The 23,572-nt window shown below is 59.9% G+C and carries 23 protein-coding genes; 17 read left to right on the plus strand and 6 right to left on the minus strand.

The genetic code is table 11. The annotated features are described in order from the left end of the window. The first annotated feature begins 59 nt into the window (after positions 1-59). Positions 60-1,178 carry a glutamate 5-kinase gene (gene proB, locus B7L09_RS21670; RefSeq protein ID WP_094470569.1) on the plus strand — a complete coding sequence of 373 codons (1,119 nt, stop codon included), beginning with the start codon at positions 60-62 and terminating at the stop codon, positions 1,176-1,178. Between the two features lie 12 nt (positions 1,179-1,190). Next, complete coding sequence (locus B7L09_RS21675) at positions 1,191-1,655, plus strand: CreA family protein (protein WP_094470570.1); 465 nt, start codon at positions 1,191-1,193, stop codon at positions 1,653-1,655. 187 nt (positions 1,656-1,842) lie between these two features. Here B7L09_RS21675 and rpsT read toward each other — a convergent pair whose 3' ends face one another. Then, positions 1,843-2,121 (minus strand): 30S ribosomal protein S20, encoded by a 279-nt coding sequence (gene rpsT / locus B7L09_RS21680; RefSeq protein WP_094470571.1) that lies wholly within the window; start codon positions 2,119-2,121, stop codon positions 1,843-1,845. 253 nt (positions 2,122-2,374) lie between these two features. Between rpsT and murJ the strand changes: the two genes are divergently transcribed. The 6 genes from murJ (at position 2,375) to ispH (ending at position 9,881) form a co-directional block, all read left to right on the plus strand. Next, the gene (murJ, locus tag B7L09_RS21690; protein WP_094470572.1) at positions 2,375-3,913 is read left to right on the plus strand and encodes a murein biosynthesis integral membrane protein MurJ; all 1,539 of its coding nucleotides are present in this window, start codon (positions 2,375-2,377) and stop codon (positions 3,911-3,913) included. A gap of 129 nt (positions 3,914-4,042) precedes the next feature. Further along, a complete protein-coding gene (ribF, locus tag B7L09_RS21695; RefSeq protein WP_176457746.1) occupies positions 4,043-4,981 on the plus strand; it encodes a bifunctional riboflavin kinase/FAD synthetase in 939 nt (312 codons plus the stop codon). A 14-nt stretch (positions 4,982-4,995) separates the two neighbouring features. Further along, entirely contained in the window at positions 4,996-7,827 is a 2,832-nt protein-coding gene (gene ileS, locus B7L09_RS21700) for an isoleucine--tRNA ligase (protein WP_094470574.1), read from the plus strand. Beyond that, a complete protein-coding gene (gene lspA, locus B7L09_RS21705; RefSeq protein ID WP_094470575.1) occupies positions 7,820-8,332 on the plus strand; it encodes a signal peptidase II in 513 nt (170 codons plus the stop codon). Before ileS ends, lspA begins: the two co-directional genes overlap by 8 nt. Positions 8,333-8,339: 7 nt before the next feature. Next, positions 8,340-8,777 (plus strand): FKBP-type peptidyl-prolyl cis-trans isomerase, encoded by a 438-nt coding sequence (gene fkpB, locus B7L09_RS21710; protein WP_176457747.1) that lies wholly within the window; start codon positions 8,340-8,342, stop codon positions 8,775-8,777. Positions 8,778-8,933: 156 nt separating this feature from the next. After that, entirely contained in the window at positions 8,934-9,881 is a 948-nt protein-coding gene (gene ispH, locus B7L09_RS21715) for a 4-hydroxy-3-methylbut-2-enyl diphosphate reductase (protein WP_094470577.1), read from the plus strand. On the opposite strand, the gene B7L09_RS21720 is transcribed toward ispH, so the two are convergent. Further along, entirely contained in the window at positions 9,850-10,407 is a 558-nt protein-coding gene (locus B7L09_RS21720; RefSeq protein ID WP_094470578.1) for a GspH/FimT family pseudopilin, read from the minus strand. The two genes, ispH and B7L09_RS21720, sit on opposite strands and share 32 nt — an antisense overlap. Before the next feature lie 131 nt (positions 10,408-10,538). Here B7L09_RS21720 and B7L09_RS21725 point away from each other — a divergent pair, with 131 nt between their 5' ends. The 7 genes from B7L09_RS21725 to thiO are packed head-to-tail and all read left to right on the plus strand — an operon-like array spanning position 10,539 to position 17,305. Beyond that, positions 10,539-11,012, plus strand: coding sequence for a GspH/FimT family pseudopilin (locus tag B7L09_RS21725; RefSeq protein ID WP_094470579.1), 474 nt, complete (start codon positions 10,539-10,541; stop codon positions 11,010-11,012). Beyond that, entirely contained in the window at positions 11,009-11,458 is a 450-nt protein-coding gene (pilV, locus tag B7L09_RS21730; RefSeq protein WP_094470580.1) for a type IV pilus modification protein PilV, read from the plus strand. Before B7L09_RS21725 ends, pilV begins: the two co-directional genes overlap by 4 nt. Continuing rightward, positions 11,455-12,168, plus strand: a complete 714-nt coding sequence (locus tag B7L09_RS21735) for a PilW family protein (protein WP_094470581.1) — start codon at positions 11,455-11,457, stop codon at positions 12,166-12,168. Before pilV ends, B7L09_RS21735 begins: the two co-directional genes overlap by 4 nt. Continuing rightward, positions 12,165-12,635 carry a pilus assembly PilX family protein gene (locus tag B7L09_RS21740; RefSeq protein ID WP_094470582.1) on the plus strand — a complete coding sequence of 157 codons (471 nt, stop codon included), beginning with the start codon at positions 12,165-12,167 and terminating at the stop codon, positions 12,633-12,635. Before B7L09_RS21735 ends, B7L09_RS21740 begins: the two co-directional genes overlap by 4 nt. Further along, positions 12,622-15,732 carry a pilus assembly protein gene (locus B7L09_RS21745; RefSeq protein ID WP_094470583.1) on the plus strand — a complete coding sequence of 1,037 codons (3,111 nt, stop codon included), beginning with the start codon at positions 12,622-12,624 and terminating at the stop codon, positions 15,730-15,732. The genes B7L09_RS21740 and B7L09_RS21745 overlap by 14 nt, the downstream gene beginning before the upstream one ends. A gap of 14 nt (positions 15,733-15,746) precedes the next feature. After that, positions 15,747-16,148 carry a type IV pilin protein gene (locus B7L09_RS21750; RefSeq protein WP_083375726.1) on the plus strand — a complete coding sequence of 134 codons (402 nt, stop codon included), beginning with the start codon at positions 15,747-15,749 and terminating at the stop codon, positions 16,146-16,148. Between the two features lie 56 nt (positions 16,149-16,204). Continuing rightward, positions 16,205-17,305, plus strand: a complete 1,101-nt coding sequence (gene thiO, locus B7L09_RS21755; RefSeq protein WP_094470584.1) for a glycine oxidase ThiO — start codon at positions 16,205-16,207, stop codon at positions 17,303-17,305. Between the two features lie 131 nt (positions 17,306-17,436). On the opposite strand, the gene B7L09_RS21760 is transcribed toward thiO, so the two are convergent. From B7L09_RS21760 to B7L09_RS21775, 4 genes are all read right to left on the minus strand, one after another. Continuing rightward, entirely contained in the window at positions 17,437-18,777 is a 1,341-nt protein-coding gene (locus B7L09_RS21760; RefSeq protein WP_094470585.1) for a sigma-54-dependent transcriptional regulator, read from the minus strand. A gap of 2 nt (positions 18,778-18,779) precedes the next feature. Further along, positions 18,780-20,369, minus strand: a complete 1,590-nt coding sequence (locus B7L09_RS21765; RefSeq protein ID WP_094470586.1) for a sensor histidine kinase — start codon at positions 20,367-20,369, stop codon at positions 18,780-18,782. Further along, entirely contained in the window at positions 20,359-20,592 is a 234-nt protein-coding gene (locus tag B7L09_RS21770; RefSeq protein WP_094470587.1) for a PP0621 family protein, read from the minus strand. Before B7L09_RS21770 ends, B7L09_RS21765 begins: the two co-directional genes overlap by 11 nt. A 113-nt stretch (positions 20,593-20,705) precedes the next feature. Next, positions 20,706-21,728 carry an outer membrane protein assembly factor BamD gene (locus B7L09_RS21775; protein ID WP_094470588.1) on the minus strand — a complete coding sequence of 341 codons (1,023 nt, stop codon included), beginning with the start codon at positions 21,726-21,728 and terminating at the stop codon, positions 20,706-20,708. Between the two features lie 149 nt (positions 21,729-21,877). Between B7L09_RS21775 and rluD the strand changes: the two genes are divergently transcribed. Together rluD and pgeF are read left to right on the plus strand one after the other, a co-directional pair. Continuing rightward, positions 21,878-22,840 (plus strand): 23S rRNA pseudouridine(1911/1915/1917) synthase RluD, encoded by a 963-nt coding sequence (gene rluD, locus B7L09_RS21780; protein WP_094470589.1) that lies wholly within the window; start codon positions 21,878-21,880, stop codon positions 22,838-22,840. Continuing rightward, positions 22,837-23,562, plus strand: a complete 726-nt coding sequence (pgeF, locus tag B7L09_RS21785) for a peptidoglycan editing factor PgeF (protein WP_094470590.1) — start codon at positions 22,837-22,839, stop codon at positions 23,560-23,562. The genes rluD and pgeF overlap by 4 nt, the downstream gene beginning before the upstream one ends. Positions 23,563-23,572: the final 10 nt, after the last annotated feature.

Consider the following 23,572-nt stretch of genomic DNA (forward strand, 5'->3'; position numbering starts at 1 on the left):
CACGAATAACGTTATGGGCGGCGCTGGGTCGCGCGGCCCTCACTCTAAGGTTGAAGATGATGCGGAGCAAAGTGACAGGTGCGCAGCGCTGGGTCGTAAAGATCGGAAGNGCTNTGNTGACGGCAGATGGCAAAGGTCTGGATCGCGCAGCCATGAGCGTCTGGGTCGAGCAGATGGTGGCCTTGCATGAGGCGGGCGTCGAGCTGGTGCTGGTGTCCTCCGGGGCGGTAGCGGCCGGCATGAGTCGTCTGGGCTGGAGCGTGCGACCCAGTGCAATGCACGAGCTGCAGGCCGCTGCCGCCATCGGCCAAATGGGCCTGGTGCAAGCCTGGGAATCCAGCTTCGCCGAGCATGGCCGACATACCGCGCAGATTCTCCTGACCCACGACGACTTGTCCGATCGCAAGCGCTACCTGAACGCCCGCAGCACCTTGCGTGCGCTCGTGGAGCTCAAGGTGATCCCGGTGATCAACGAGAACGACACGGTGGTCACCGACGAGATCCGTTTTGGTGACAACGACACCCTGGCCGCACTGGTGGCCAACCTGGTGGAGGCTGACCTGCTGGTGATCCTCACCGACCGTGACGGCATGTTCGACGCCGACCCGCGCAACAACCCCGACGCCCAGTTGATCTACGAAGCCCGCGCCGATGACCCGGCGCTGGACGCCGTGGCNGGCAGTGTCGGCGGCGCNCTGGGCCGTGGCGGTATGCAGACCAAATTGCGTGCTGCACGTCTGGCTGCGCGTTCCGGTGCGCACACCATCATCGTCGGCGGGCGCATTGAGCGCGTGCTGGACCGTCTGAAGGCTGGCGAGCGCATCGGCACCCTGTTGTCNCCGGAACGTGGCATGTTGGCGGCGCGCAAGCAGTGGTTGGCCGGTCATCTGCAAACCCGTGGCACGCTGGTGCTGGACGAAGGCGCCGTGTCGGCGTTGTCCCAAGGCAACAAGAGCCTGCTGCCGGTGGGCGTCAAATTGGTGCAGGGCAGCTTCCGCCGTGGTGAGATGGTGGTGTGCGTGGCGCCGGACGGTCGTGAGATCGCCCGTGGCCTGGCCAACTACAGCGCGCTGGAGGCACAAAAAATCATCGGTCAGTCGTCTGAGGCGATTGTCGGTCTGTTGGGTTACATGGCGGAGCCGGAACTGGTTCACCGCGATAACCTGATTCTGGTCTGAAGGAATATTTGAATGCGTGTGACAAAAGGATTGTTGGGTCTGCTGTTGGCAATGCCGCTGCTGGCCTCGGCCGAGGAGATTGGCCAGGTGTCGACGGTGTTCAAGTTCGTCGGCCCGAACGACCGTATCGTCGTCGAGGCGTTTGATGATCCGAAGGTCGAGGGCGTGACTTGCTATCTTTCGCGAGCCAAGACTGGCGGTGTGAAGGGCGGCTTGGGTCTGGCCGAGGATCGCGCTGAAGCTTCTCTTGCTTGTCGCCAGGTTGGGCCGATCAATTTCAAGGGCGAGCTCAAGGATGGCGACGAAGTGTTCAAGGAGCGCACCTCGCTGGTGTTCAAGACCATGCAGGTGGTGCGCTTCCTCGACAAGAAGCGCAATACCTTGGTGTATCTGGTCTATAGCGACCGCTTGATCGAAGGCAGCCCGCAGAATGCGGTGACGGCGATCCCGATCCTGCCGTGGACGCACGCCCAATAAGCCTGACGTACATCCAATTGGGGGAGCGAGCTTGCTCGCGATGACTGGCTAACATTCAACATCTCGGTTGATTGAAAGTCCGCTATCGCGAGCAAGCTCGCTCCCGCATTTTTTTTTGCGTTGTTTGTGCTAAATCGCAGGCAATAAAAAACCGACCCTGAGGTCGGTTTTTCAACAAGCTTATCGCTTATGCGGCAACAGCAAGGTTCAGAGCCTTGACGTGACCGTTCAGGCGGCTCTTATGACGAGCGGCCTTGTTCTTGTGGATGATGCCTTTATCAGCCATACGGTCGATAACTGGCACGGCCAGAACGTAAGCAGCTTGGGCTTTTTCAGCGTCTTTGGTGTCGATGGCTTTAACTACATTCTTGATGTAGGTACGAACCATGGAACGCAGGCTGGCGTTGTGGCTGCGACGCTTCTCAGCCTGTTTTGCACGTTTTTTGGCGGAAGGTGTGTTGGCCACCGTCGAGCTCCTCGAAAGACTTTTTAGGAAATAGCAAACAAAATAGGCCGCGAATCATGCCGATGACTTGATGGGTTGTCAAGGGCGGCTGATGCGAACTGCTGAGTGGTCGATCTGAAGAGGCGGGTGATTTATTTCCGGCGCTTGACCTGTAAACTCGCGAGCTTTGGCTCTGTGCTGTTGCAGGCGCGCAGTATCGCATAAGTGGGCGCTTTGTTCGCCTGCTCTTTATCTATAGGCGCAAACTCTTTCAATGAATCTGCTCAAATCGTTAGCCGCCGTCAGCTCTATCACGATGCTTTCCCGGATTCTGGGGTTCGTTCGTGACACCCTCATCGCACGCACATTTGGCGCCGGGATGGCGACGGACGCCTTCTTTATTGCCTTTAAACTGCCCAATCTGCTGCGGCGAATCTTCGCCGAAGGGGCGTTTTCCCAAGCGTTCGTGCCGATCCTTGCTGAATACAAGAACCAGAAGGGCGAGGAGGCGACGCGAACTTTCATCGCTTACGTGTCTGGCCTGCTGACGCTGGTGCTGGCCTTGGTCACCGCGCTGGGCATGCTTGCCGCGCCGTGGGTCATCTGGGCCACCGCGCCGGGTTTCACCGATACCCCGGAAAAATTCGAGCTGACCACCGATCTGTTGCGGGTGACTTTCCCATATATATTGCTGATCTCCCTGTCTTCATTGGCCGGTGCGATCCTTAATACGTACAACCGATTCTCGGTGCCGGCTTTCGTGCCGACGTTGCTCAACGTCAGCATGATCGTCTTTTCGGTGTTCCTCACGCCGTACTTCGACCCGCCGGTAATGGCTCTGGGCTGGGCGGTACTGGCGGGTGGCCTGGCGCAGTTGCTCTATCAACTGCCGCACCTGAAAAAGATCGGCATGCTCGTACTGCCNCGCCTGAATCTGCGTGACAGCGGCGTCTGGCGGGTGATGAAACAGATGTTGCCGGCGATTCTCGGCGTGTCAGTGAGTCAGATTTCCCTGATCATCAACACCATTTTTGCCTCGTTCCTGGTCGCCGGCTCCGTGTCGTGGATGTATTACGCCGACCGTTTGATGGAGTTGCCGTCCGGCGTACTGGGCGTGGCGTTGGGCACCATTCTGCTGCCGACCCTGGCCAAGACCTACGCCAGCAAAGATCGCCACGAATATTCGCGAATCCTCGATTGGGGCCTGCGTCTGTGCTTCGTGCTGGTGCTGCCGTGTTCTCTGGCACTGGGGATTCTGGCCGAGCCGCTGACCGTTTCGCTGTTTCAGTACGGCCAATTCAGTGCGTTTGATGCCTCCATGACGCAGCGGGCGTTGATCGCCTATTCGGTCGGTTTACTCGGAATTATTGTGATCAAGGTGCTGGCCCCAGGCTTCTACGCACAGCAAAACATCCGCACTCCGGTCAAAATCGCGATTTTCACGCTGATCGTTACCCAGTTGCTCAATCTGGTGTTTATCGGCCCGTTGGCCCATGCCGGCCTGGCCCTGGCCATCAGCATCGGTGCCTGCATCAACGCCGGCCTGCTGTTTTATCAACTGCGCAAGCAGCAGATGTATCAGCCGCAGCCGGGCTGGGGGATGTTCGCCCTCAAGCTGCTGGTGGCCGTGTTGGTGATGTCTGCTGTGCTGCTGGCCGGGATGCACTTTATGCCGGCCTGGGATCAGGGGCATATGCTGGAGCGGTTCCTGCGCCTGGGCGGTTTGGTCGCGGCCGGCGTGGTCAGTTATTTCGGCATGCTGCTGTTGATGGGCTTCCGTTTGCGCGATTTCAATCGCAAGGCGCTGAGCTGAGGCTTTGGCCTCGATAAACATGGGCGAACCGGCAGTTTTGTCGGCTCGATTACTTTGGGTTACGGTGTTGCCTGTCGTCCGGGGCCGGGTGTGGTTATAATCGACCACTTTATGAGCAAGAAGCGCGTTATGCAGCTGGTTCGAGGTCTCCACAACCTGCGCCCCGAGCATCGGGGCTGCGTCGCCACTATTGGCAACTTTGACGGTGTTCACCGTGGCCACCAGGCTATCCTGGGCCGGCTGCGTGAACGTGCGGTTGAGTTGGGCGTGCCCAGCTGCGTGGTGATTTTTGAACCACAGCCGCGGGAATTCTTTACCCCCGACACGGCNCCNGCCCGTCTGGCCCGGCTGCGGGACAAACTGCAGCTGCTGGCCGACGAAGGTGTCGACCGGGTCCTGTGCCTGGCCTTCAACCAGCGCCTGAGCAAGCTTAGCGCCAGTGAGTTCGTCGATACCATTCTGGTCGAGGGTCTCGGTGTCCAGCACCTGGAGGTCGGTGACGACTTCCGGTTCGGCTGTGACCGGGTAGGGGATTTTGATTTCCTGCAGCAGGCCGGCATCGTTCAGGGCTTTACCGTTGAAGCGGCGCAAACCGTCGAGCTGGACGGCATTCGGGTCAGCAGCACTCAAGTGCGTAATGCATTGGCCGCTGCCGATTTTGCCCTGGCCGAACGGCTGCTCGGGCGTCCGTTCCAGATCACCGGGCGGGTCCTGCACGGCCAGAAGCTGGCGCGCCAACTGGGCACGCCAACCGCCAACGTGCAACTCAAGCGTCGTCGCGTGCCGTTGACCGGGGTGTACCTGGTCAACGTCGACATCGACGGCAAGACCTGGCCCGGCGTCGCCAACATTGGCGTGCGGCCCACGGTACAAGGTGATGGCAAAGCCCACCTCGAAGTACACCTTTTGGATTTTGCCGGTGATTTGTATGACCGGCGTTTGACGGTGGTTTTCCACCAGAAGCTGCGTGAAGAGCAGCGTTTCGCCTCCCTGGAGGCGTTGAAAACGGCGATCAATGCGGATGTCGCCGCCGCCCGTGCACTAGCCGCACCTAGCGCCCATCGCTAACCGAAGAGCCTTAAATGACCGACTATAAAGCCACGCTAAACCTTCCGGACACCGCCTTCCCAATGAAGGCCGGCCTGCCACAGCGCGAACCGCAGATCCTGCAGCGCTGGGACAGTATTGGCCTGTACGGAAAGTTGCGCGAAATTGGCAAGGATCGTCCGAAGTTCGTCCTGCACGACGGCCCTCCTTATGCCAACGGCACGATTCACATCGGTCATGCGCTGAATAAAATTCTCAAGGACATGATCCTGCGCTCGAAAACCCTGTCGGGTTTCGACGCGCCGTATGTTCCGGGCTGGGACTGCCACGGCCTGCCGATCGAACACAAAGTCGAAGTGACCTACGGCAAGAACCTGGGCGCGGATAAGACCCGCGAACTGTGCCGTGCCTACGCCACCGAGCAGATCGAAGGGCAGAAGTCCGAATTCATCCGCCTGGGCGTGTTGGGCGAGTGGGACAACCCGTACAAAACCATGAACTTCAAGAACGAGGCCGGTGAAATCCGCGCCTTGGCCGAAATCGTCAAGGGCGGTTTCGTGTTCAAGGGCCTCAAGCCCGTGAACTGGTGTTTCGACTGCGGTTCGGCCCTGGCCGAAGCGGAAGTCGAGTACGAAGACAAAAAGTCCTCGACCATCGACGTGGCCTTCCCGATCGCCGACGACGCCAAGCTGGCCGAGGCCTTTGGCCTGGCGAGCCTGAGCAAACCGGCTGCCATCGTGATCTGGACCACCACCCCGTGGACCATCCCGGCCAACCAGGCGCTGAACGTGCACCCGGAATTCAACTACGCCCTGGTCGACGTCGGCGACAAACTGCTGGTGCTGGCTGAAGAGCTGGTCGAGTCGTGCCTGGCCCGTTACAGCCTGGAAGGCTCGGTCATCGCGACCACCACCGGNACCGCGCTGGAACTGATCAACTTCCGTCACCCGTTCTACGACCGTCTGTCGCCGGTGTACCTGGCCGACTACGTTGAGCTGGGCTCGGGTACTGGCGTGGTTCACTGCTCGCCCGCCTATGGCGTGGACGACTTCGTGATCTGCAAGAAGTACGGCATGGTCAACGATGACATCATCAACCCGGTGCAAAGCAACGGCGTATACGCGCCTTCGCTGGAGTTCTTCGGCGGCCAGTTCATCTTCAAGGCCGACCAGCCCATCNTCGACAAGCTGCGTGAAGTCGGTGCGCTGATGCAAACCGAAACCATCAAGCACAGCTACATGCACTGCTGGCGTCACAAGAGCCCGCTGATCTACCGCGCCACCGCGCAGTGGTTCATCGGTATGGACAAAGAGCCGGTCAGCGGCGACACCCTGCGTGTGCGCTCGCTCAAAGCCATCGAAGACACCCAGTTCGTCCCGGCCTGGGGCCAGGCGCGCCTGCACTCGATGATCGCCAACCGTCCGGACTGGTGCATCTCCCGCCAACGCAACTGGGGCGTGCCGATTCCGTTCTTCCTGAACAAGGAAAGCGGCGAACTGCACCCACGCACCGTCGAGCTGATGGAAGCCGTGGCCCTGCGCGTTGAACAGGAAGGCATCGAAGCCTGGTTCAAGCTGGATGCCGCTGAGTTGCTGGGCGACGAAGCGCCGCTGTACGACAAGATCAGCGACACCCTCGACGTGTGGTTCGACTCGGGTACCACTCACTGGCACGTGCTGCGTGGTTCGCACCCGATGGGCCACGAGACCGGCCCGCGGGCCGACCTGTACCTGGAAGGCTCGGACCAACACCGTGGCTGGTTCCACTCGTCGTTGCTGACCGGTTGCGCCATCGACAATCACGCGCCGTACCGCGAACTGCTGACCCATGGCTTCACCGTCGACGAGACGGGTCGCAAGATGTCCAAGTCGCTGAAGAACGTGATCGAGCCGAAAAAGATCAACGACACCCTGGGCGCCGACATCATGCGTCTGTGGGTGGCCTCGACCGATTACTCGGGCGAAATCGCCGTGTCGGACCAGATCCTGCAACGCAGTGCGGACGCCTACCGGCGCATCCGTAACACCGCGCGCTTCCTGCTCTCGAACCTGACCGGTTTCAACCCGGCCACCGACATCCTGCCGGCCGAGGAAATGCTCGCCCTGGACCGCTGGGCCGTGGACCGTACCCTGTTGCTGCAACGCGAGTTGCAGGAGCACTACGGTGAGTACCGTTTCTGGAACGTCTACTCGAAGATCCACAACTTCTGCGTGCAGGAGCTGGGTGGTTTCTACCTCGACATCATCAAGGACCGCCAGTACACCACCGGCGCCAACAGCAAGGCCCGCCGTTCGGCGCAGACCGCGCTGTATCACATCTCTGAAGCGCTGGTGCGCTGGATCGCACCGATCCTGGCCTTCACCGCCGACGAACTGTGGGAATACCTGCCGGGCGAGCGTAATGAGTCCGTGATGCTCAACACCTGGTACGAAGGCCTGACCGAACTGCCGGCCGACTTCGAACTGGGCCGCGAGTACTGGGAAGGCGTGATGGCCGTCAAAGTTGCGGTGAACAAGGAGCTGGAAGTTCAGCGTGCGGCCAAGGCCGTCGGTGGCAACCTGCAAGCCGAAGTCACCTTGTTTGCCGAGGAAGGCTTGACCGCCGACCTGTCCAAGCTGAGCAACGAACTGCGCTTCGTGCTGATCACCTCGACCGCCAGCGTAGCNCCTTTTGCNCAGGCGCCAGCGGACGCAGTGGCGACTGAAGTGCCGGGCCTCAAGCTCAAAGTGGTCAAGTCGGCCTTCCCTAAGTGCGCCCGTTGCTGGCACTGCCGTGAAGACGTTGGCGTGAACCCGGAGCATCCGGAAATCTGCGGTCGTTGCGTCGACAACATCAGCGGCGCGGGCGAGGTTCGTCATTATGCCTAACGCCGTTGGCCGTTTCGGACGGTTGAGCTGGCTCTGGTTGAGTTTGCTGGTCCTGGTCATCGACCAGGCCAGCAAGTTCTACTTCGAAAACAAGCTCGAAATGTTCCAGCAGATCGTGATCATTCCTGATTACTTCAGCTGGACCCTGGCCTACAACACCGGCGCCGCCTTCAGCTTCCTCGCTGATGGCGGCGGCTGGCAGCGCTGGCTGTTCGCCCTGATCGCCGTGGTGGTCAGTGCGGTGCTGGTGGTCTGGCTCAAACGCCTGGGCCGTAACGAAACCTGGCTGGCCGTCGCTTTGGCGCTTGTACTGGGCGGGGCGCTGGGCAATCTGTACGACCGCATTGCCCTGGGTCATGTGATCGACTTTATCCTGGTGCATTGGCAGAACCGCTGGTACTTCCCGGCGTTCAACTTTGCCGACAGCGCCATCACCGTCGGTGCAATCATGCTGGCGTTGGACATGTTCAAAAGTAAGAAAACCGGAGAGACCGTCAATGACTGATCAGGTATTGGCTGAGCAACGCATCGGCCAGAACACGGAAGTCACTTTGCATTTCGCATTGCGCCTGGAGAATGGCGACACGGTCGACAGTACGTTCGACAAAGCCCCGGCGACCTTCAAGGTCGGTGATGGCAACCTGCTTCCGGGTTTTGAAGCCGCTCTGTTCGGTTTCAAGGCCGGCGACAAGCGCACCCTGCAGATTTTGCCGGAAAACGCCTTTGGCCAGCCTAACCCGCAAAACGTACAGATCATCCCGCGTTCGCAGTTCCAGGACATGGAGCTGTCGCCGGGGTTGCTGGTGATCTTCAACGATGCGGCCAATACTGAGCTGCCAGGCGTGGTGAAGGACTTCGATGACGCGCAAGTGACCATCGACTTCAACCACCCGTTGGCCGGCAAGACATTGACCTTTGACGTCGAGATCATCAGCGTCAAATCGCTGTAACCTGTGGGAGCGAGCCTAGGTGGCGAGGGGGCTTGCCCCCGTTGGGGTGCGAAGCGCCCCCAAANTGTACCGCGGGCAGACCCGGCTTCCACAGAGGCTTACTCTTACAGAGTTGAGTTGATCCAATTTCTTGCCCTGCAAGACACGAGGCACAGCATGCAAATCAAACTCGCCAACCCCCGTGGCTTCTGCGCTGGTGTGGACCGGGCGATCGAAATCGTTAATCGCGCCCTGGAAGTCTTCGGGCCGCCGATTTACGTGCGCCATGAAGTCGTCCACAACAAATTCGTCGTCGAGGACCTGCGTGCTCGCGGGGCGATCTTCGTTGAAGAACTGGATCAGGTGCCCGACGACGTCATCGTGATCTTCAGTGCCCACGGCGTTTCCCAGGCTGTGCGTACCGAAGCCGCTGGCCGTGGCCTGAAAGTATTCGACGCCACCTGCCCGCTGGTGACCAAGGTGCACATCGAAGTCGCGCGTTACAGCCGTGACGGTCGTGAATGCATCCTGATTGGCCACGCCGGCCACCCGGAAGTCGAAGGCACCATGGGCCAGTACGATGGCAGCAACGGTGGCGCAATCTATCTGGTTGAAGACGAGAAAGACGTTGCCTCGCTGCAGGTGGTCAATCCCGACAAACTGGCGTTCGTGACCCAGACCACGCTGTCCATGGACGACACCAGCCGTGTAATCGACGCCCTGCGTGCACGGTTCCCGGCCATCGGTGGTCCGCGTAAGGACGACATCTGCTACGCCACGCAAAACCGTCAAGACGCGGTCAAGCAACTGGCCGATGAATGTGATGTCGTGCTCGTGGTCGGCAGCCCTAACAGCTCCAACTCCAACCGCTTGCGNGANCTCGCCGAGCGCATGGCCACTCCGGCTTATCTGATCGACGGCGCCGAAGACCTGCAAAAGAGCTGGTTCGACGGTGTCGAGCGTATCGGCATCACTGCGGGTGCCTCGGCCCCTGAAGTCCTGGTGCGTGGCGTGATCCAGCAACTGCAGGCTTGGGGTGCCACCGGTGCCGATGAGTTGGCCGGTCGCGAGGAGAACATCACGTTCTCCATGCCTAAAGAGTTGCGCGTGCGCTCCCTGCTTTAACTTTTTTCCCTCCCGGACACAGCGCCTGCTCAGCCTTATCGCTGCGCAGGCTGACGCGACCGGTCGCGGCCAGCACCACCTGGAGCTGGCTGACCGGTTCGCGCGCTGTGCAAACGTGCAGTGTCCCCGCTTGGAAGGCCCGGCCAGGCATCTGTGGTTCGCCGATACGGCTAAAGCGGATGTATCGCCTGACCGGCCAGTTGCCAACAATCGGCACCCGAGCGCCACTCACGCGCTCAATCAGCAGCGGGTTGCTGCTGTCTTCCGGCCCTTTTCCGCTGATATCCAGAATGATGCGCCAGCCCTGACCCCAGTCGTCGTTGATGCCATGAATGACGATGGTCTGATTGCGCGCGAGTGCTTCGCTTCTGGCGCTGCGAATACCACTGGCAAGCGACTTTGCCGCCGCCTCGCGATGATTCGATTCTGTAAGGGCCGCGAACGCCGGACTGACCAACAGCAGAACAATCCCGGCAATTGTCAGTCCCATGAGCAGTTCGATCAGGCTGAAACCTCGCTGATGCATGTCATCTCCCTCCGTGGAGTGCTGCGGCCCGCGCAATCCGTGCGCGAGTAATGGCAAATCAACCGCACGCCGGTCGGTCGAATGTTCTAGCGTGTAGAAGCAGGTATAGCCGACGGCAACGGAGGGCATCGATGGATCATCGTACAAAAGGTTTCACGCTGATCGAGCTGCTGGTCTCGCTCGCGGTCTTTTTGATCCTGATCACCCTGGCCGTACCGGCGTTTACCCGGTCGGTGCAAGGCACCAAGGCAGACACCGAAATCGGCGACCTGCAACGCGGACTCAATTTCGCACGACTTGAGGCCATCGACCGGGGCGTTGCCACTCGGGTTCGTCCGACTGCTGGTGGCAATGTCTGGACCGGTGACTTGGCGGTTTATGACAGTACTGGCACATCGGCCAATGTATTGCGGGTTGTTCCAGCGCTAAGCAGCGGCGCGAGTCTGACGCTACCCTCAGGAGTGACCGCCATCGATTTCAACAATATGGGTGGTTTGTCAGCGCCCGCCACACCCGTGGTGATCAGCTATGTATTGGGGGCGCAAACCAGGACGCTGAATGTGTGTTTGAACGGACGAATTCTATTGGGTGGAAGTTGCGGATGAGGGAACGGGGCAAACATGCACAGGAGGGCATGACGCTGATCGAAGTGCTGGTCGCGTTGGTGATTCTGACCGTGGGTCTGCTGGGCGCGGCGGCGATTCAGCTTAATGCGCTGAAATACACCGACAGCTCGCGGATGACCAGCCAGGCGAGTTTTATCGCCTACGACATGATGGACCGTATCCGCGCCAATTCCGGCGCCGACTATACCGTGACGCCACCGACCTCGGGCAACCTGAACGTCGCCCGTGATCAGGACCTCTACGATTTCACCACCAGTATCGTCAATTTCGGCGGTGCGACGGCCACCGGCACCGTTACGCTGAATCAGCGGGTGTACACCATCACGATCACTTGGGATGACTCGCGCGCCGATAATATCGCCAACTCGCGCCGCAGCTTTGTCTTGACCAGTCGCGCCACGGTCGACCCGGTGGCAACCCCATGAGGTGGTCCAGCAGAGGTTTCGGGCTGATCGAGTTGTTGATCGCCCTCGCGTTGAGTTTGATTGTGGTGCTGGGCGTGGCGCAGATCTTCATCGCCGCCAAGAACACCTACATCAGCCAGAACGCCGCCGCCGCCATGCAGGAAGATGCGCGTTTTGTGCTCAGCAAGATGATTCAGGAAATCCGTATGGTCGGCATGTTTGGCTGCCTGGGGACGATCACCGATTCAAGTACGGGGGGGAGCTTCGCTGTCAGTCAGATAACACCGATCAGCTGGGATAATGCCAACCTCAAATTGACCCTGGTGACCGCCGATGTGGGGGCGGGTGGCGGGGCGCCAGCCTGGACAGTGGTTTCCGATTGTCGAAACACGGCGACGGCGTATACGAATCCACCGGCTCTGACATCGGGGCAGTTGGCGTTTCCGATACGGCGGCTGATCTACAGCTTCAGCAATAACAAAATCATGATGGGCTCTGGTCCCGGCACACCGACCCAGTTCGTACTGGTCGATAACGTCAGTGCCTTCAGCGTGCTCTTCGGCCTCGCCAATTCCGCCACTGATGTAGCCGCTTCCACTTACAGCGCCAACCCGTCCGACCCCGCGCGAATTCGCAGCGTGCGCCTGACGATGACGCTCTTCGACCCGAACAGTCGGGTTAAAAATCAAACCTTCACCGTGGTTGCCGCCTTGCGCAACAGGTTGCCATGAGGGAGGCCTACATGACTTTTCATGCCCAGCGAGGTATGGCACTGCTGGTCAGCCTGGTGTTTCTGCTGTTGCTGACCTTGATCGGGCTTTCATCGATGCAGAACGCCACCCTGCAGGAAAAAATGGCCGGCAGCGTGAGCTTGCGCAACCAGTCGTTCCAGGGCGCCGAAGCCGCGTTACGCGTGGGAGAAAGCGCGGTGCAGCTGGACAGCTATTCATTGCCGGTCTGCAGCCAGTGCGCGCCACCGTCCGACGCGTTGACGGTCACTGCCGCCGGCCCCGGTTCCACCCCCGGCATGACCTGGATCGCCTCGGGCAAGGGCTTTTACGGGGTGCAGAATATCGGCACCACGGTCAACGCCGTGAATGTGCCGAGCAACACCTCGGCGACGCTTTACCGGGTGACCGCTGTCGGCATCGCGGGCAACTCGCGCAGCGTCGTGGAGAGTATTTATGCGAAGTACTGAAGGGCGCCGTGGCGTGTGGCAGCTGTTTTGCGGCGTTGTGCTGGGGCTTTACCTGTCCGCACCGGCGTATGCCTTCACACCGTCGGATTCACCGCTGTTAAGCGCGGCAGCAGTCGCTCCGAACGTCATGCTGCTGATCGACGATTCGGGGAGTATGAACAACATCATTTGGGCGCCGGGGTTCAATCCGGCGGCCAACTATGGGCAGATCGCGATTTGCAGTTCCAACACCTCTTGTTTAAGCGGTCAGAACCTGGACATGAGTGATACCAATATTTTGCTGTCGAGCCTCAATCGTGGCGGTTGCTCGACCAACGGCAACTGGTACGGTTTTTATCGCGGCTTTCTCGGCTTGACACCCATCTGCCTGAAGCTGCCGGACCCGGTGGGCAATGAAAACACGCGCTACACCGCCGACTACCTGGCTTATCTGCTGGGGTTGGCCAACGGTTCGAGCAAGGATTTCACCACGGGTGCCAGCGCGATTCCCAATGAATACCGGATCAGCGTGGCCCAGGATGTCTCCACAAACCTGGTCTCCAGCAATCGCTCGCTACGTATTGGTCTAGCGACGTTCAATCCCCCAACGACCAGCAACTCCGGTGGTGGTGGCTTCATCGCCCGATCGATCAGCGATCTCTCTGCGGTGAGCGGCAGCGTCACCCAATCCCAGGCGGATACCAACTACAACAACCTGATCTCTGCCATCAACGGCTTGAGTGCCGTAGCCAATACACCGCTGGCGGAAACCTACTATGAAATAAACCGCTATTTTCGGGGGTTGGCGCCGTTCTATAACTCGACGCCTGCGACTTACACCAGCCCGATTCAATATCGCTGTCAGAAAAACTATGGTGTGGTAATTACCGATGGCTTGCCGACCTATGACCGGACTTTTCCGACTACCGATCCGCTGGGTGGCACTCGTCTGCCCAACTGGGATGGTGTGAATAACGATGGTGACAACCTGAGTGGTGACGGAGAGGGCGACACGCTGTATCTGGATGACATCGCCAAGTTTGCCTTTGACATCGATATGCGCTCCACAGGAACCGATCTGGCAGGCAAAAGCTGGAATGCTGCGGATTTTCCCAAGCAGAATATAAACACCTACACCGTGGGCTTTACCGCCGCGAACCAGATGTTGTCGGACGCGGCCGATTACGGGCAGGGCAAGTACTATCAGGCGACCGACAGCGCAGGGCTAAACAGTGCATTGTCGTCGGCGCTGAGCGATATCACCTCAAAGGCCGGTTCCGGTGGCGGCGGCGTCACCAGCGGCACCACCCTGGCCAGCAACTCAAGTTACTTCCAGACCAGTTATGACCCGAAGGACTGGCGCGGCACCATCAAATCCTTCGGTTTTACCTCGGCTGGGGTGGTGAACACCGCCGCAGTGCAGTGGACCACCGACACCACCATCGTTGCCGGTGCCACAGCGCCGACTTACCAGTCCTGGAACACCCTGACCAACGCCGCCGTTACCCTGGCTTATGCCAGTTTCTCCCCGGCACAGCAGACCTCCCTCAGCCAAAGCCTACCCACCGGCATCACCGGCAACGATCTGGTGGAGTGGAGCAAGGGCACCAACAAAACCGGGCTCAAGGTGCGCAGCGTGCTGCTCGGCGACATCATCAATTCGCCCCTCGTACTGGCGTCACCCACTGACAAGACCGCCTCTGATCTGGTGGGGGATACCACTTACAGCACCTACCTGACCACCAAAGCCGCGACCATGAGTCCCAGCCTGGTGGTGAATGCCAACGACGGGTTTGTGAATGTCATCAACTCGGCCAATGGCGTCCGGCGTTATGCCTACATGCCTTCCAGTGTGTTGCCATCGCTGCGTTACATCGCCGATCCGACTTACATCAACGGTGTGAGCCACAAGTTTCTGGTCGACGGTCAGGTCGGGGTGTTCGATGCCCAATCCAGCAGCGCCTGGAAAACCCTGGCCATTGGCGGAACCGGGGCCGGCGGCAGGACTTTTTATGCGTTGCAGCTGTTCGACGCGTCAGCGGGTAACGTGTTCAAGGCACTGTGGGAAATCAGTGCACCGGCCACCGCCAGCACGGCGAACGTTTTCAATGACCTGGGTTATGCCTATGCACGGCCGGAAGTGGCACGCTTGGTAGACGGTCGCTGGGCCGCGTTCATTTCCAACGGTTATGGCAGCAATTCCGGGGTGGCGGCGTTGTATGTGGTGGACATTCGTGACGGCTCGTTGATCAAGAAAATCGTGGTCGACAGCGCCGACACCAGCAATGGCCTGTCGTCGGTGAAGCTCAGGGTCAACTCGCAGAATGTGGTGCAGGCCGCCTATGGTGGCGACTTGAAAGGACGGTTATGGAAGTTCGATTTGAGCGCTACCGCCCCCGACACCTGGGGCGTGGCATTCTCCGGCAAGCCGCTGTTTACCACGGCGGGTGGCGCCACTCAGCCCATTACTGTGCAGCCGTTGCTGGCGGACAATTCACTGGGCGGCAAGGAAGTGTTTTTTGGCACCGGCAAATTCAATGAGACTGCCGACAAGACCAACAAGGATTTGCAGGCGTTCTACGCCGTGTGGGATGCGGAGGGCGGCGCGGGCCAGATCACCGTGTCCAGTTTGCAGGCTCAAGCGGTGACCGGTGTGTTCTCGGGCAGCTCCGGGCAATTCATCACCACCAGCCAGAACGACGTGACCTATCCGGGGGAGAAGGGCTGGTACTTGCCGCTGGTGTACAACAGCGTGTTGACGGGGGAGCGGGTGATCAATCAGGTCAGCCTGGTGCTGGGACGGATCGTCTTTACCACGGCGAGTGTGGACACCACTGACCCGTGTGCCAGCTTTGGTACCGGCAAACTGGTCGAACTGGATGCGTTCAGCGGTAAGATGCTCAACTATGCGGTGCTCGACACCAACAACGATGGGACGGTCGACAGCACGGACACGGTGTCCAGCGGAGTGATTTTCACCGGTGGCATCCCGACCCTGAACGCCATCGTCAATGGTGGTTCCCGTAAAATCGTGAACGATTCCAGTGGCGGCGTCAGCACCAAGGTGGAAAAACCCGGCGGCGGCAGCCGTCGCATCATGTGGCGACAAATACAGTAAGTGAGAGTGAAGGAATGCGTAGATCCAACCGAGGTTTCACCCTGATCGAAATCATGATCGTGATTGCGATCATCGGGATCGTCATCACCATTGGTGCCCCGAGCCTCACCGAGTACGTGAAAAAGGGTCGGCGCACCGAAGTGGCCGGGCTGCTTTCCGAACAGGCGCAGATCCTTGAGCGGTTCTACTCGAAGAACAATGTTTACACCGCTGCCACCGGACTGAGCGCCGGCAATGATTTTTACACAATCACCCCGACCCTGACCGATCAAACCTTTTTGCTGACGGCAACGCGCAAGACCGGTGCGGCAATGGCGACCGACAAGTGTGGGGATTTCACCCTCACCAACACCGGCGTCAGAAGCATGGTCAATGCGACGTCCGGGCTCGTCACCAAAGATTGCTGGGGTCGCTGAGTTCCTTTTTCGGGCGCCTGTTTGCGCCTCTGTCTATTTATCGGTTGGATCAGAACATGAGCAGGCAACAGCAAGTGGTGATTGTCGGCGGCGGCGTGATTGGGCTGCTGACGGCGTTCAATCTCGCGTCCGAAGTGCAAAGTGTTGTGTTGCTGGATCGTTCGAGTGTGGGGCAGGAGTCGTCATGGGCCGGTGGCGGTATCGTTTCGCCGCTCTATCCATGGCGCTACAGCCCGGCAGTCACCGCTCTGGCCCACTGGTCCCAGGATTTTTATCCACAGCTCGGTGAGCGACTGTTCGCCGCGACCGGGGTTGATCCTGAAGTGCATACCACCGGCCTTTACTGGCTGGATCTGGATGACGAGGCCGAGGCGCTGGCCTGGGCCGAGCGGGAAAACCGTCCGTTGCGGGCTGTGGATATCTCGGCGGCACACGACGCCGTACCGGTGCTGGGCGCTGGGTTTTCTCGGGCGATCTATATGGCCGATGTGGCCAACGTGCGTAATCCACGGCTGGTAAAGTCCCTGAAGGCTGCATTGCTGGCGCTGCCGAACGTGACAATTCGTGAGCAGTGCGAAGTCAGCGGTTTTATTCGTGAAGGCGATAGAGTCGTCGGCGTGCAGACTTCAATGGCCCCCATCCACGGTGACCAGGTGGTCCTGACGGCTGGTGCCTGGAGTGGTGACTTGCTCAAGAGTCTGGACCTGGAGCTGCCGGTCGAGCCGGTCAAAGGGCAGATGATCCTGTACAAATGCGCGGCGGACTTCCTGCCGAGCATGGTGCTGGCCAAGGGACGTTACGCGATCCCCCGGCGCGACGGGCACATTCTGATTGGCAGTACGCTGGAGCACGAAGGCTACGACAAGACGCCGACCGACTCGGCGCTGGAGAGTCTGAAAGCATCGGCGGTGGAGCTGATTCCTGCGCTGGCGGAGGCCGAAGTGGTGGGGCATTGGGCCGGATTGCGACCGGGGTCGCCGGAGGGGATTCCCTATATTGGCCGAGTGCCAGGGTTCGAGGGACTTTGGCTCAATTGCGGGCATTACCGTAATGGGCTGGTGCTGGCGCCGGCGTCGTGTCAGTTGTTTGTGGATGTGATGTTGGACAGGGCGCCGATTATTGATCCTGCGCCGTATGCGCCGACCGGGCGGATCTGACAGCAAGGTTTTTTATTGCCTGCCAGATCGCTTTCGCGGGCACACCTAGCTCCTACAGGTTTGAGTCGATCAGTGCATTTTGGAACGACGTGAATCCCCTGTAGGAGCGAGGCTTGCCCGCGAAGGGGCCCTCAATCCAGACCCAATTTCTTGAGCCGATAACGCATCGACCTGAATGAAAGATTCAACCGCTGAGCCGCCGCCGTGCGGTTCCAGCGGGTTTCCTCTAGTGCCTGGAGGATGAGTTTGCGTTCGACGTTTTCCAGATAGTCTTCCAGGTTGTCGATCTGCGTCAGGTCCGGCACGCCGCTCTCTGCCATGCAGTTACCTTCGGCCAGTCGCAGGTCGCTGGCTTCAATCTGTTTGTTCTCACACAGGGTGTAAGCCCGTTCCAGCACGTTCTCCAGTTCCCGCACGTTACCCGGAAAGCGGTAGCTTTTCAGTGCGTCCAGGGCGAGTGGATGGAGTTTTGCGGCGGGTTGACCACTGCCGGTCGCCAGGCGCTTGAGTACATGGCTGGCCAGCGGTTCGATGTCGTCGCGGCGCTCGCGCAAAGAAGGAACGCGTAGTTCGATCACGTTCAACCGGTAGTACAAATCCTGGCGAAAGCGTTCGGCGGTGACTTCGGCATCGAGGTCTTTGTGGGTGGCGCAAAGGATGCGGACATCGACCACCATTTCTTGCTGACCACCGACACTGCGAATGGCTTTCTCCTGAATGGCCCGGAGCAGTTTGACCTGCATCGCCAAGGGCAGATCGGCGACTTCGTCGAGAAACAGTGTGCCGCCGTGGGCGGCCTGGAATAGCCCGGGCTTGTCTTCGATGGCGCCGCTGAAACTGCCTTTGCGATGACCGAAGAATTCGCTTTCCATCAACTCCGACGGAATGGCCCCGCAGTTGACCGGGACGAACGGTTGATTGGCCCGCGGGCCCTGCTCGTGGATCAGTCGGGCGACCAATTCCTTGCCGCTGCCGGATTCGCCGCTGATGTACACCGGGGCCTGACTGCGGGCGAGTTTGTCGATTTGTTTGCGCAGGTTGCGCATGGGCAGTGAATCGCCCAGTAACCGACGATCGATGGCGGTACTGGTGCCACCCGGTGCCGGCAAGCGCAGGGCACTGGTGACCAGTTCGCGCAGGCGCGTCAGGTCAACCGGCTTGGTCAGGAAGTCGAAAGCCCCTGCCTTGAGGGCGTTGATCGCCGTTTCGAGGCTGCCGTAAGCGGTGATCATCGCCACCGGCACGTGTGGGTAACGCTGCTGGATGTACTGCACCAACTCAAGGCCGGTGCCGTCGGGCAGGCGCATGTCCGTCAGGCACAGGTCGAATGTCTCCCGCGTCAACAAGGCCTGGGCTTCGCCAAGGTTGCGGGCACTGTAGGTGTCGAGTTTCATCCGTCCCAGGGTGATTTCCAGGAGTTCGCGGATATCCGGTTCGTCGTCGACGATCAGGACTTTTGGCCGTGGGCTCATGTTCAACTTTGTTTCCGTCCGTGAGCAAAAGTGATGCGAAAGCAGCCGCCGCCTTGGCGTGGTTTGAAGTCTAGGCGGGCCTGGTTGCTTTCGCACAGCTCACGGGACAGATAAAGCCCCAGGCCTGTGCCCTGGCTACTGGTGGTAAAGAACGGTTCGAACAAATGCGACTGTTGGTCCGGCGCCACGCCGGGGCCGTTGTCCCGGACTTCGAGCGTCGGCAACTGGCTGTCTGGTTCGACAAACATCTCGAGCCAGACCTGCGCCAAGTCGTGATTCAGGGCGCTATGGCGCCAGGCATTGCGCAACAGATTGTCGAGAATCTGGGTCAGCTGATTCGGGTCCATCAGGGTTTTGAAGTCGCCGGGGCCGATGTGCAGGTGAATCAATTGGCGATCGGTCGTGCCTTCACGGGTTTCGGCGACGAAGTGCTCCAGCCACGGCTTCAGATCAAGCCGTTGCGATACGGTTTGCTGGCGGCGGGACATTTGAAGGACGTTTTCGATAACCCGATTCATTCGCTGAGAGTGGTCTTGAATAATCTGCGTCAGACGCCGATCCGCGCCGTTCAGTTCCTTGGATTCCTGCAATAGCTGCGCGGCATGACTAACGGCGCCCAGTGGATTGCGGATTTCATGGGCGATACCGGCCGTCAGGCGACCGAGTGCGGCAAGTTTCAGTTGCTGCGCTTGTTGGGCGATCTGGGCAAGGTCCTCGAGAAACACCAGGGTATGGTGGTTCGGGCTTTGGTCCAGGGCAATGAAGCTGGGTTGCAGTTCAACACCACTGCTGGCGATTTTCAGGCTTTGCGGTCGCAGCGATGGATTGTTGAACCACAGCTGAAGGCGTTCGACCAGTGTCGGCGAATAGTCGTCGATCAATTGACCATCGAGGTCGTTTTGCCCCAGCAGGATCAAGGCGCTGTGATTGGCCAGTTGCACCCGTCGCTGGTCGTCCAGCACCAGGATGCCCGTGCGCATGCGATGCAGGATCAACGCATTGAGCGCTTCCAGGCCAACCACTTCACTGGCCCGTTGTTCGGCGAGGTGCTCGCTGACTTCCAGTCGCCTGATCAGACCTTGCACCAGCAACGCAGCGGCAAAACACAGCGCGCCGAGGGTGCCGACTTGCAGGTACTCGCCGGGACTGATCGGGTGACTGAAGCTCAGGAGGAAGCCAAGGCCGACGATGCCAAGGGCGGCGACCGCCGCGATCAACAAGCCGATACGTCCGCGCAACAGGGTGTTGCTGATGGCCACCGAGACAATGAGCAGGTTGCCGATGGCGCTGGCCACGCCGCCCGCGGCATAGAACAGGCCGCACAGCAGCAGGACATCGACCAATGCGAGGCTGAAAAGCTGTGAAGGCCGTCGGGTGTTCTCCCAAAAGACCACCAGCAGGATGTTCAGCACCAGGTACAACCAACTGCCACTGCGCAGCAGGTCGTCCTGGGCGAAGGCCAGCAACTGGCTGTCCATGTTGCTGGAAATCAACAGCACCAGGGTGATGCCGACGCTTAAACGGTAGAGATGATAAAGGCGCAACAGTCGCTGGGCCTGTTTGCCGCCGGGACTGGACGTCTCAGCGACCACTTGGGCCCGGGCCTTGCTCAAGGTGAGCCTGGCTGCAATACCATTGTTGCTGAAGGCTCAGTGCGCGATCGCGGGGCAGGTGTACGCCGCAATGCGCGCAGCGGACCATCGGCGCGGCATCCAGCTCGGCGGAGGACCTGGGCGCGGAAGTCGAAGCCTTGAACTTTCGCCAGAACCATACCGCAGCGGCAATCAGGGCGATCCAGAACAGTAAACGAAGCATGGTGAGCTGCTTTATTGGCTAATGAGCAGGCAGTTTAGCCAAGGACCTGACCTGCGCACAGCGCAATAAAAAAGGGAGACTCAAGAGTCTCCCTTTTTGCATAACCCGATGTGTCAGTCGAACACACCGAAGGTCATGTAGCTGAACCACGAGCGGTCTTCGTTGTTGCCTTGCGCTTCGTGTTCCTCTTCTTCGATCACGTCGCCATCTGCATCTTTAGGCTTCAGATCGNNAGGAATAGCTTCCTTGGCATCCTGGAACTGCTTCATCACGTCCTGGTTGGCGCGGGTTTCGCCCGGCGGCAACGGTGGACGGGACTCGATGAGGCCCAGGGTGTACTTGCTCAGCCACGAACGGTTGTCCACTTCGGCAACCTGAGGCACGAACTGACCGTCCTTGAGGCTTGGGTGGTCCGGGTAGTTGAGCTTCAGGGTTTCCAGGCTGGTGGCCGCCAGGGCGTCCAGGTGCAGACGTTGGTAGGCTTCAGTCATCACTGCCAGGCCGTCACCGACCGACGGGGTTTCCTGGAAGTTTTCCACCACGTAACGGCCACGGTTCGCGGCGGCGACATANGCCTGACGGGTCAGGTAGTAATGGGCAACGTGAATTTCGTAGGAGGCCAGCAGGTTGCGCAGGTAGATCATGCGCTGCTTGGCGTCCGGCGCGTAGCGGCTGTTGGGGAAGCGGCTGGTCAGCTGGGCGAACTCGTTGTAGGAGTCGCGGGCAGCACCCGGGTCACGCTTGGTCATGTCCAGCGGCAGGAAGCGCGCCAGCAGGCCGACGTCCTGGTCGAACGAGGTCAGGCCCTTCATGTAGTANGCGTAGTCCACGTTCGGGTGCTGCGGGTGCAGACGGATAAAACGCTCGGCAGCAGACTTGGCAGCCTCCGGCTCGGCGTTCTTGTAGTTGGCGTAGATCAGCTCAAGCTGGGCCTGGTCGGCATAGCGCCCGAACGGATAGCGCGACTCCAGGGCCTTCAGCTTGGCTGTGGCGCTGGTGTAGCTATTATTGTCCAGGTCGGTCTGAGCCTGCTGGTACAGCTCGACTTCGCTAAGGTTTTCGTCNACGACTTCCTTTGACGAGCAAGCAGCAGTCATGGCGAGGATGGCGATCAGCAGCAGGTGTTTCACTTGCATGGCGGCTTGCGTCCCTATGACGGCCGCTGTCTTGGGCGGGGCCGTCCTGTTATGATGAGCGCCCCGTTGAAAGCATCGGGGCAAAAGACGCCGTATTTAACCACAAGCGCGCAGCCGAAACCAAAGGCTGTGCCACGCCTAGTCTGAGCATGTCCGATAAAATTGAACTTCGCGCAGAGGTGCCGTCCGAATTGGGCGGCCAACGCCTCGATCAAGTCGCCGCACAATTATTCGCTGAGCACTCGCGCTCGCGCCTTTCCGCCTGGATCAAAGACGGCCGCCTGACTGTGGATGGAGCGGTTATCCGCCCGCGAGACATAGTCCATGGCGGTGCGATTCTTGAGCTGACTGCCGAGCAGGAAGCCCAGGGAGAATGGGTCGCTCAGGACATCGAGCTGGACATCGTCTATGAAGACGACGACATCCTGGTGATCAACAAACCCGCGGGTCTGGTGGTGCATCCTGCCGCCGGTCACGCGGATGGCACCTTGCTCAANGCCTTGCTGCACCACGTGCCGGACATCATCAATGTCCCGCGCTGCGGCATCGTGCACCGCCTGGATAAGGACACCACCGGCTTGATGGTGGTGGCCAAGACTATCCAGGCCCAGACGCAGCTGGTCACACAATTGCAGAGCCGCAGCGTCAGCCGGATCTACGAATGCATCGTGATCGGTGTGGTGACGGCCGGCGGCAAGATCAATGCGCCGATCGGTCGTCACGGCCAGCAACGCCAGCGCATGGCCGTGATGGAAGGGGGCAAGCAAGCCGTCAGCCATTACCGCGTGCTCGAGCGTTTCCGCTCCCACACGCATGTGCGGGTCAAGCTGGAAACCGGTCGTACGCACCAGATTCGCGTGCACATGGCGCACATTAATTTCCCGTTGGTCGGAGATCCGGCCTACGGTGGTCGCTTCCGTATTCCGCCGGCGGCCAGTGTGACCATGGTTGAATCGTTGAAGGCGTTCCCGCGTCAGGCCCTGCACGCACGGTTCCTGGAGCTGGATCACCCGACTACCGGAAAACGCATGAGCTGGGAATCGCCACTGCCGGACGATTTCGTCTGGTTGCTGACCCTGCTCAAGCAAGACCGTGAGGCGTTTATCGGATGAGTGACTGGCTGATTCCTGACTGGCCTGCGCCGGCTCAGGTTAAAGCCTGCGTCACTACCCGTGCGGGCGGCGTCAGCTTGGCGCCGTTCGACAGCCTCAACCTTGGCGATCACGTCGACGACAACCCCGAAGCGGTTGCCGAAAATCGCCGTCGCCTCACCGATCATTTCTCTATTCAGCCAGCCTGGTTAAAGCAGGTTCACGGCATTGTCGTGGCTCATGCTGATCCAGGCCTCGTGGCCACTGCTGACGCAAGTTGGACCGCAACACCTGGCATTGCCTGCGCGGCAATGACCGCTGATTGCCTGCCAGCCTTGTTTTGCGACCGTGCGGGCACTCGCGTAGCGGCGGCCCATGCCGGTTGGCGTGGATTGGCGGCGGGTGTGCTCGAAGCCACCCTCGATAGTCTCGATGTGCCACCAGAAGACGTGCTGGTCTGGCTGGGCCCTGCCATCGGCCCGCAAGCTTTTGAGGTCGGCCCCGAAGTACGCGAGACCTTCGTCCAGCAACTGCCCGAAGCGGCCAAGGCCTTCGTGCCCAGCCAAAATGCCGGCAAGTTCATGGCCGACATCTACGAGCTGGCGCGCCTACGTCTGGCCGTTCGTGGTGTCACCGCTGTTTATGGCGGCGGTTTCTGCACCGTCACCGATCCTCGCTTCTTTTCCTACCGCCGCAACCCACGCACCGGTCGGTTTGCCTCCCTTGTCTGGCTCGAACGCTAGACTTNTCTGA

It is taken from the genome of Pseudomonas mandelii, assembly GCF_002251635.1.
In the GTDB taxonomy this organism is placed as follows: Bacteria; Pseudomonadota; Gammaproteobacteria; order Pseudomonadales; family Pseudomonadaceae; genus Aquipseudomonas; species Aquipseudomonas mandelii_B.

Bases quoted from the DNA above. Each gene is read 5' to 3' on its own strand.
- B7L09_RS21745 (WP_094470583.1), top strand. From the start codon at position 12,622: ATGCGAAGTACTGAAGGGCGCCGTGGCGTGTGGCAGCTGTTTTGCGGC.
- B7L09_RS21675 (WP_094470570.1), top strand. From the start codon at position 1,191: ATGCGTGTGACAAAAGGATTGTTGGGTCTGCTGTTGGCAATGCCGCTG.
- pgeF (WP_094470590.1), top strand. From the start codon at position 22,837: ATGAGTGACTGGCTGATTCCTGACTGGCCTGCGCCGGCTCAGGTTAAA.
- lspA (WP_094470575.1), top strand. From the start codon at position 7,820: ATGCCTAACGCCGTTGGCCGTTTCGGACGGTTGAGCTGGCTCTGGTTG.
- B7L09_RS21725 (WP_094470579.1), top strand. From the start codon at position 10,539: ATGGATCATCGTACAAAAGGTTTCACGCTGATCGAGCTGCTGGTCTCG.
- thiO (WP_094470584.1), top strand. From the start codon at position 16,205: ATGAGCAGGCAACAGCAAGTGGTGATTGTCGGCGGCGGCGTGATTGGG.
- B7L09_RS21740 (WP_094470582.1), top strand. From the start codon at position 12,165: ATGAGGGAGGCCTACATGACTTTTCATGCCCAGCGAGGTATGGCACTG.
- B7L09_RS21735 (WP_094470581.1), top strand. From the start codon at position 11,455: ATGAGGTGGTCCAGCAGAGGTTTCGGGCTGATCGAGTTGTTGATCGCC.
- B7L09_RS21750 (WP_083375726.1), top strand. From the start codon at position 15,747: ATGCGTAGATCCAACCGAGGTTTCACCCTGATCGAAATCATGATCGTG.
- B7L09_RS21720 (WP_094470578.1), bottom strand. From the start codon at position 10,407: ATGCATCAGCGAGGTTTCAGCCTGATCGAACTGCTCATGGGACTGACA.
- B7L09_RS21770 (WP_094470587.1), bottom strand. From the start codon at position 20,592: ATGCTTCGTTTACTGTTCTGGATCGCCCTGATTGCCGCTGCGGTATGG.
- pilV (WP_094470580.1), top strand. From the start codon at position 11,009: ATGAGGGAACGGGGCAAACATGCACAGGAGGGCATGACGCTGATCGAA.
- B7L09_RS21760 (WP_094470585.1), bottom strand. From the start codon at position 18,777: ATGAGCCCACGGCCAAAAGTCCTGATCGTCGACGACGAACCGGATATC.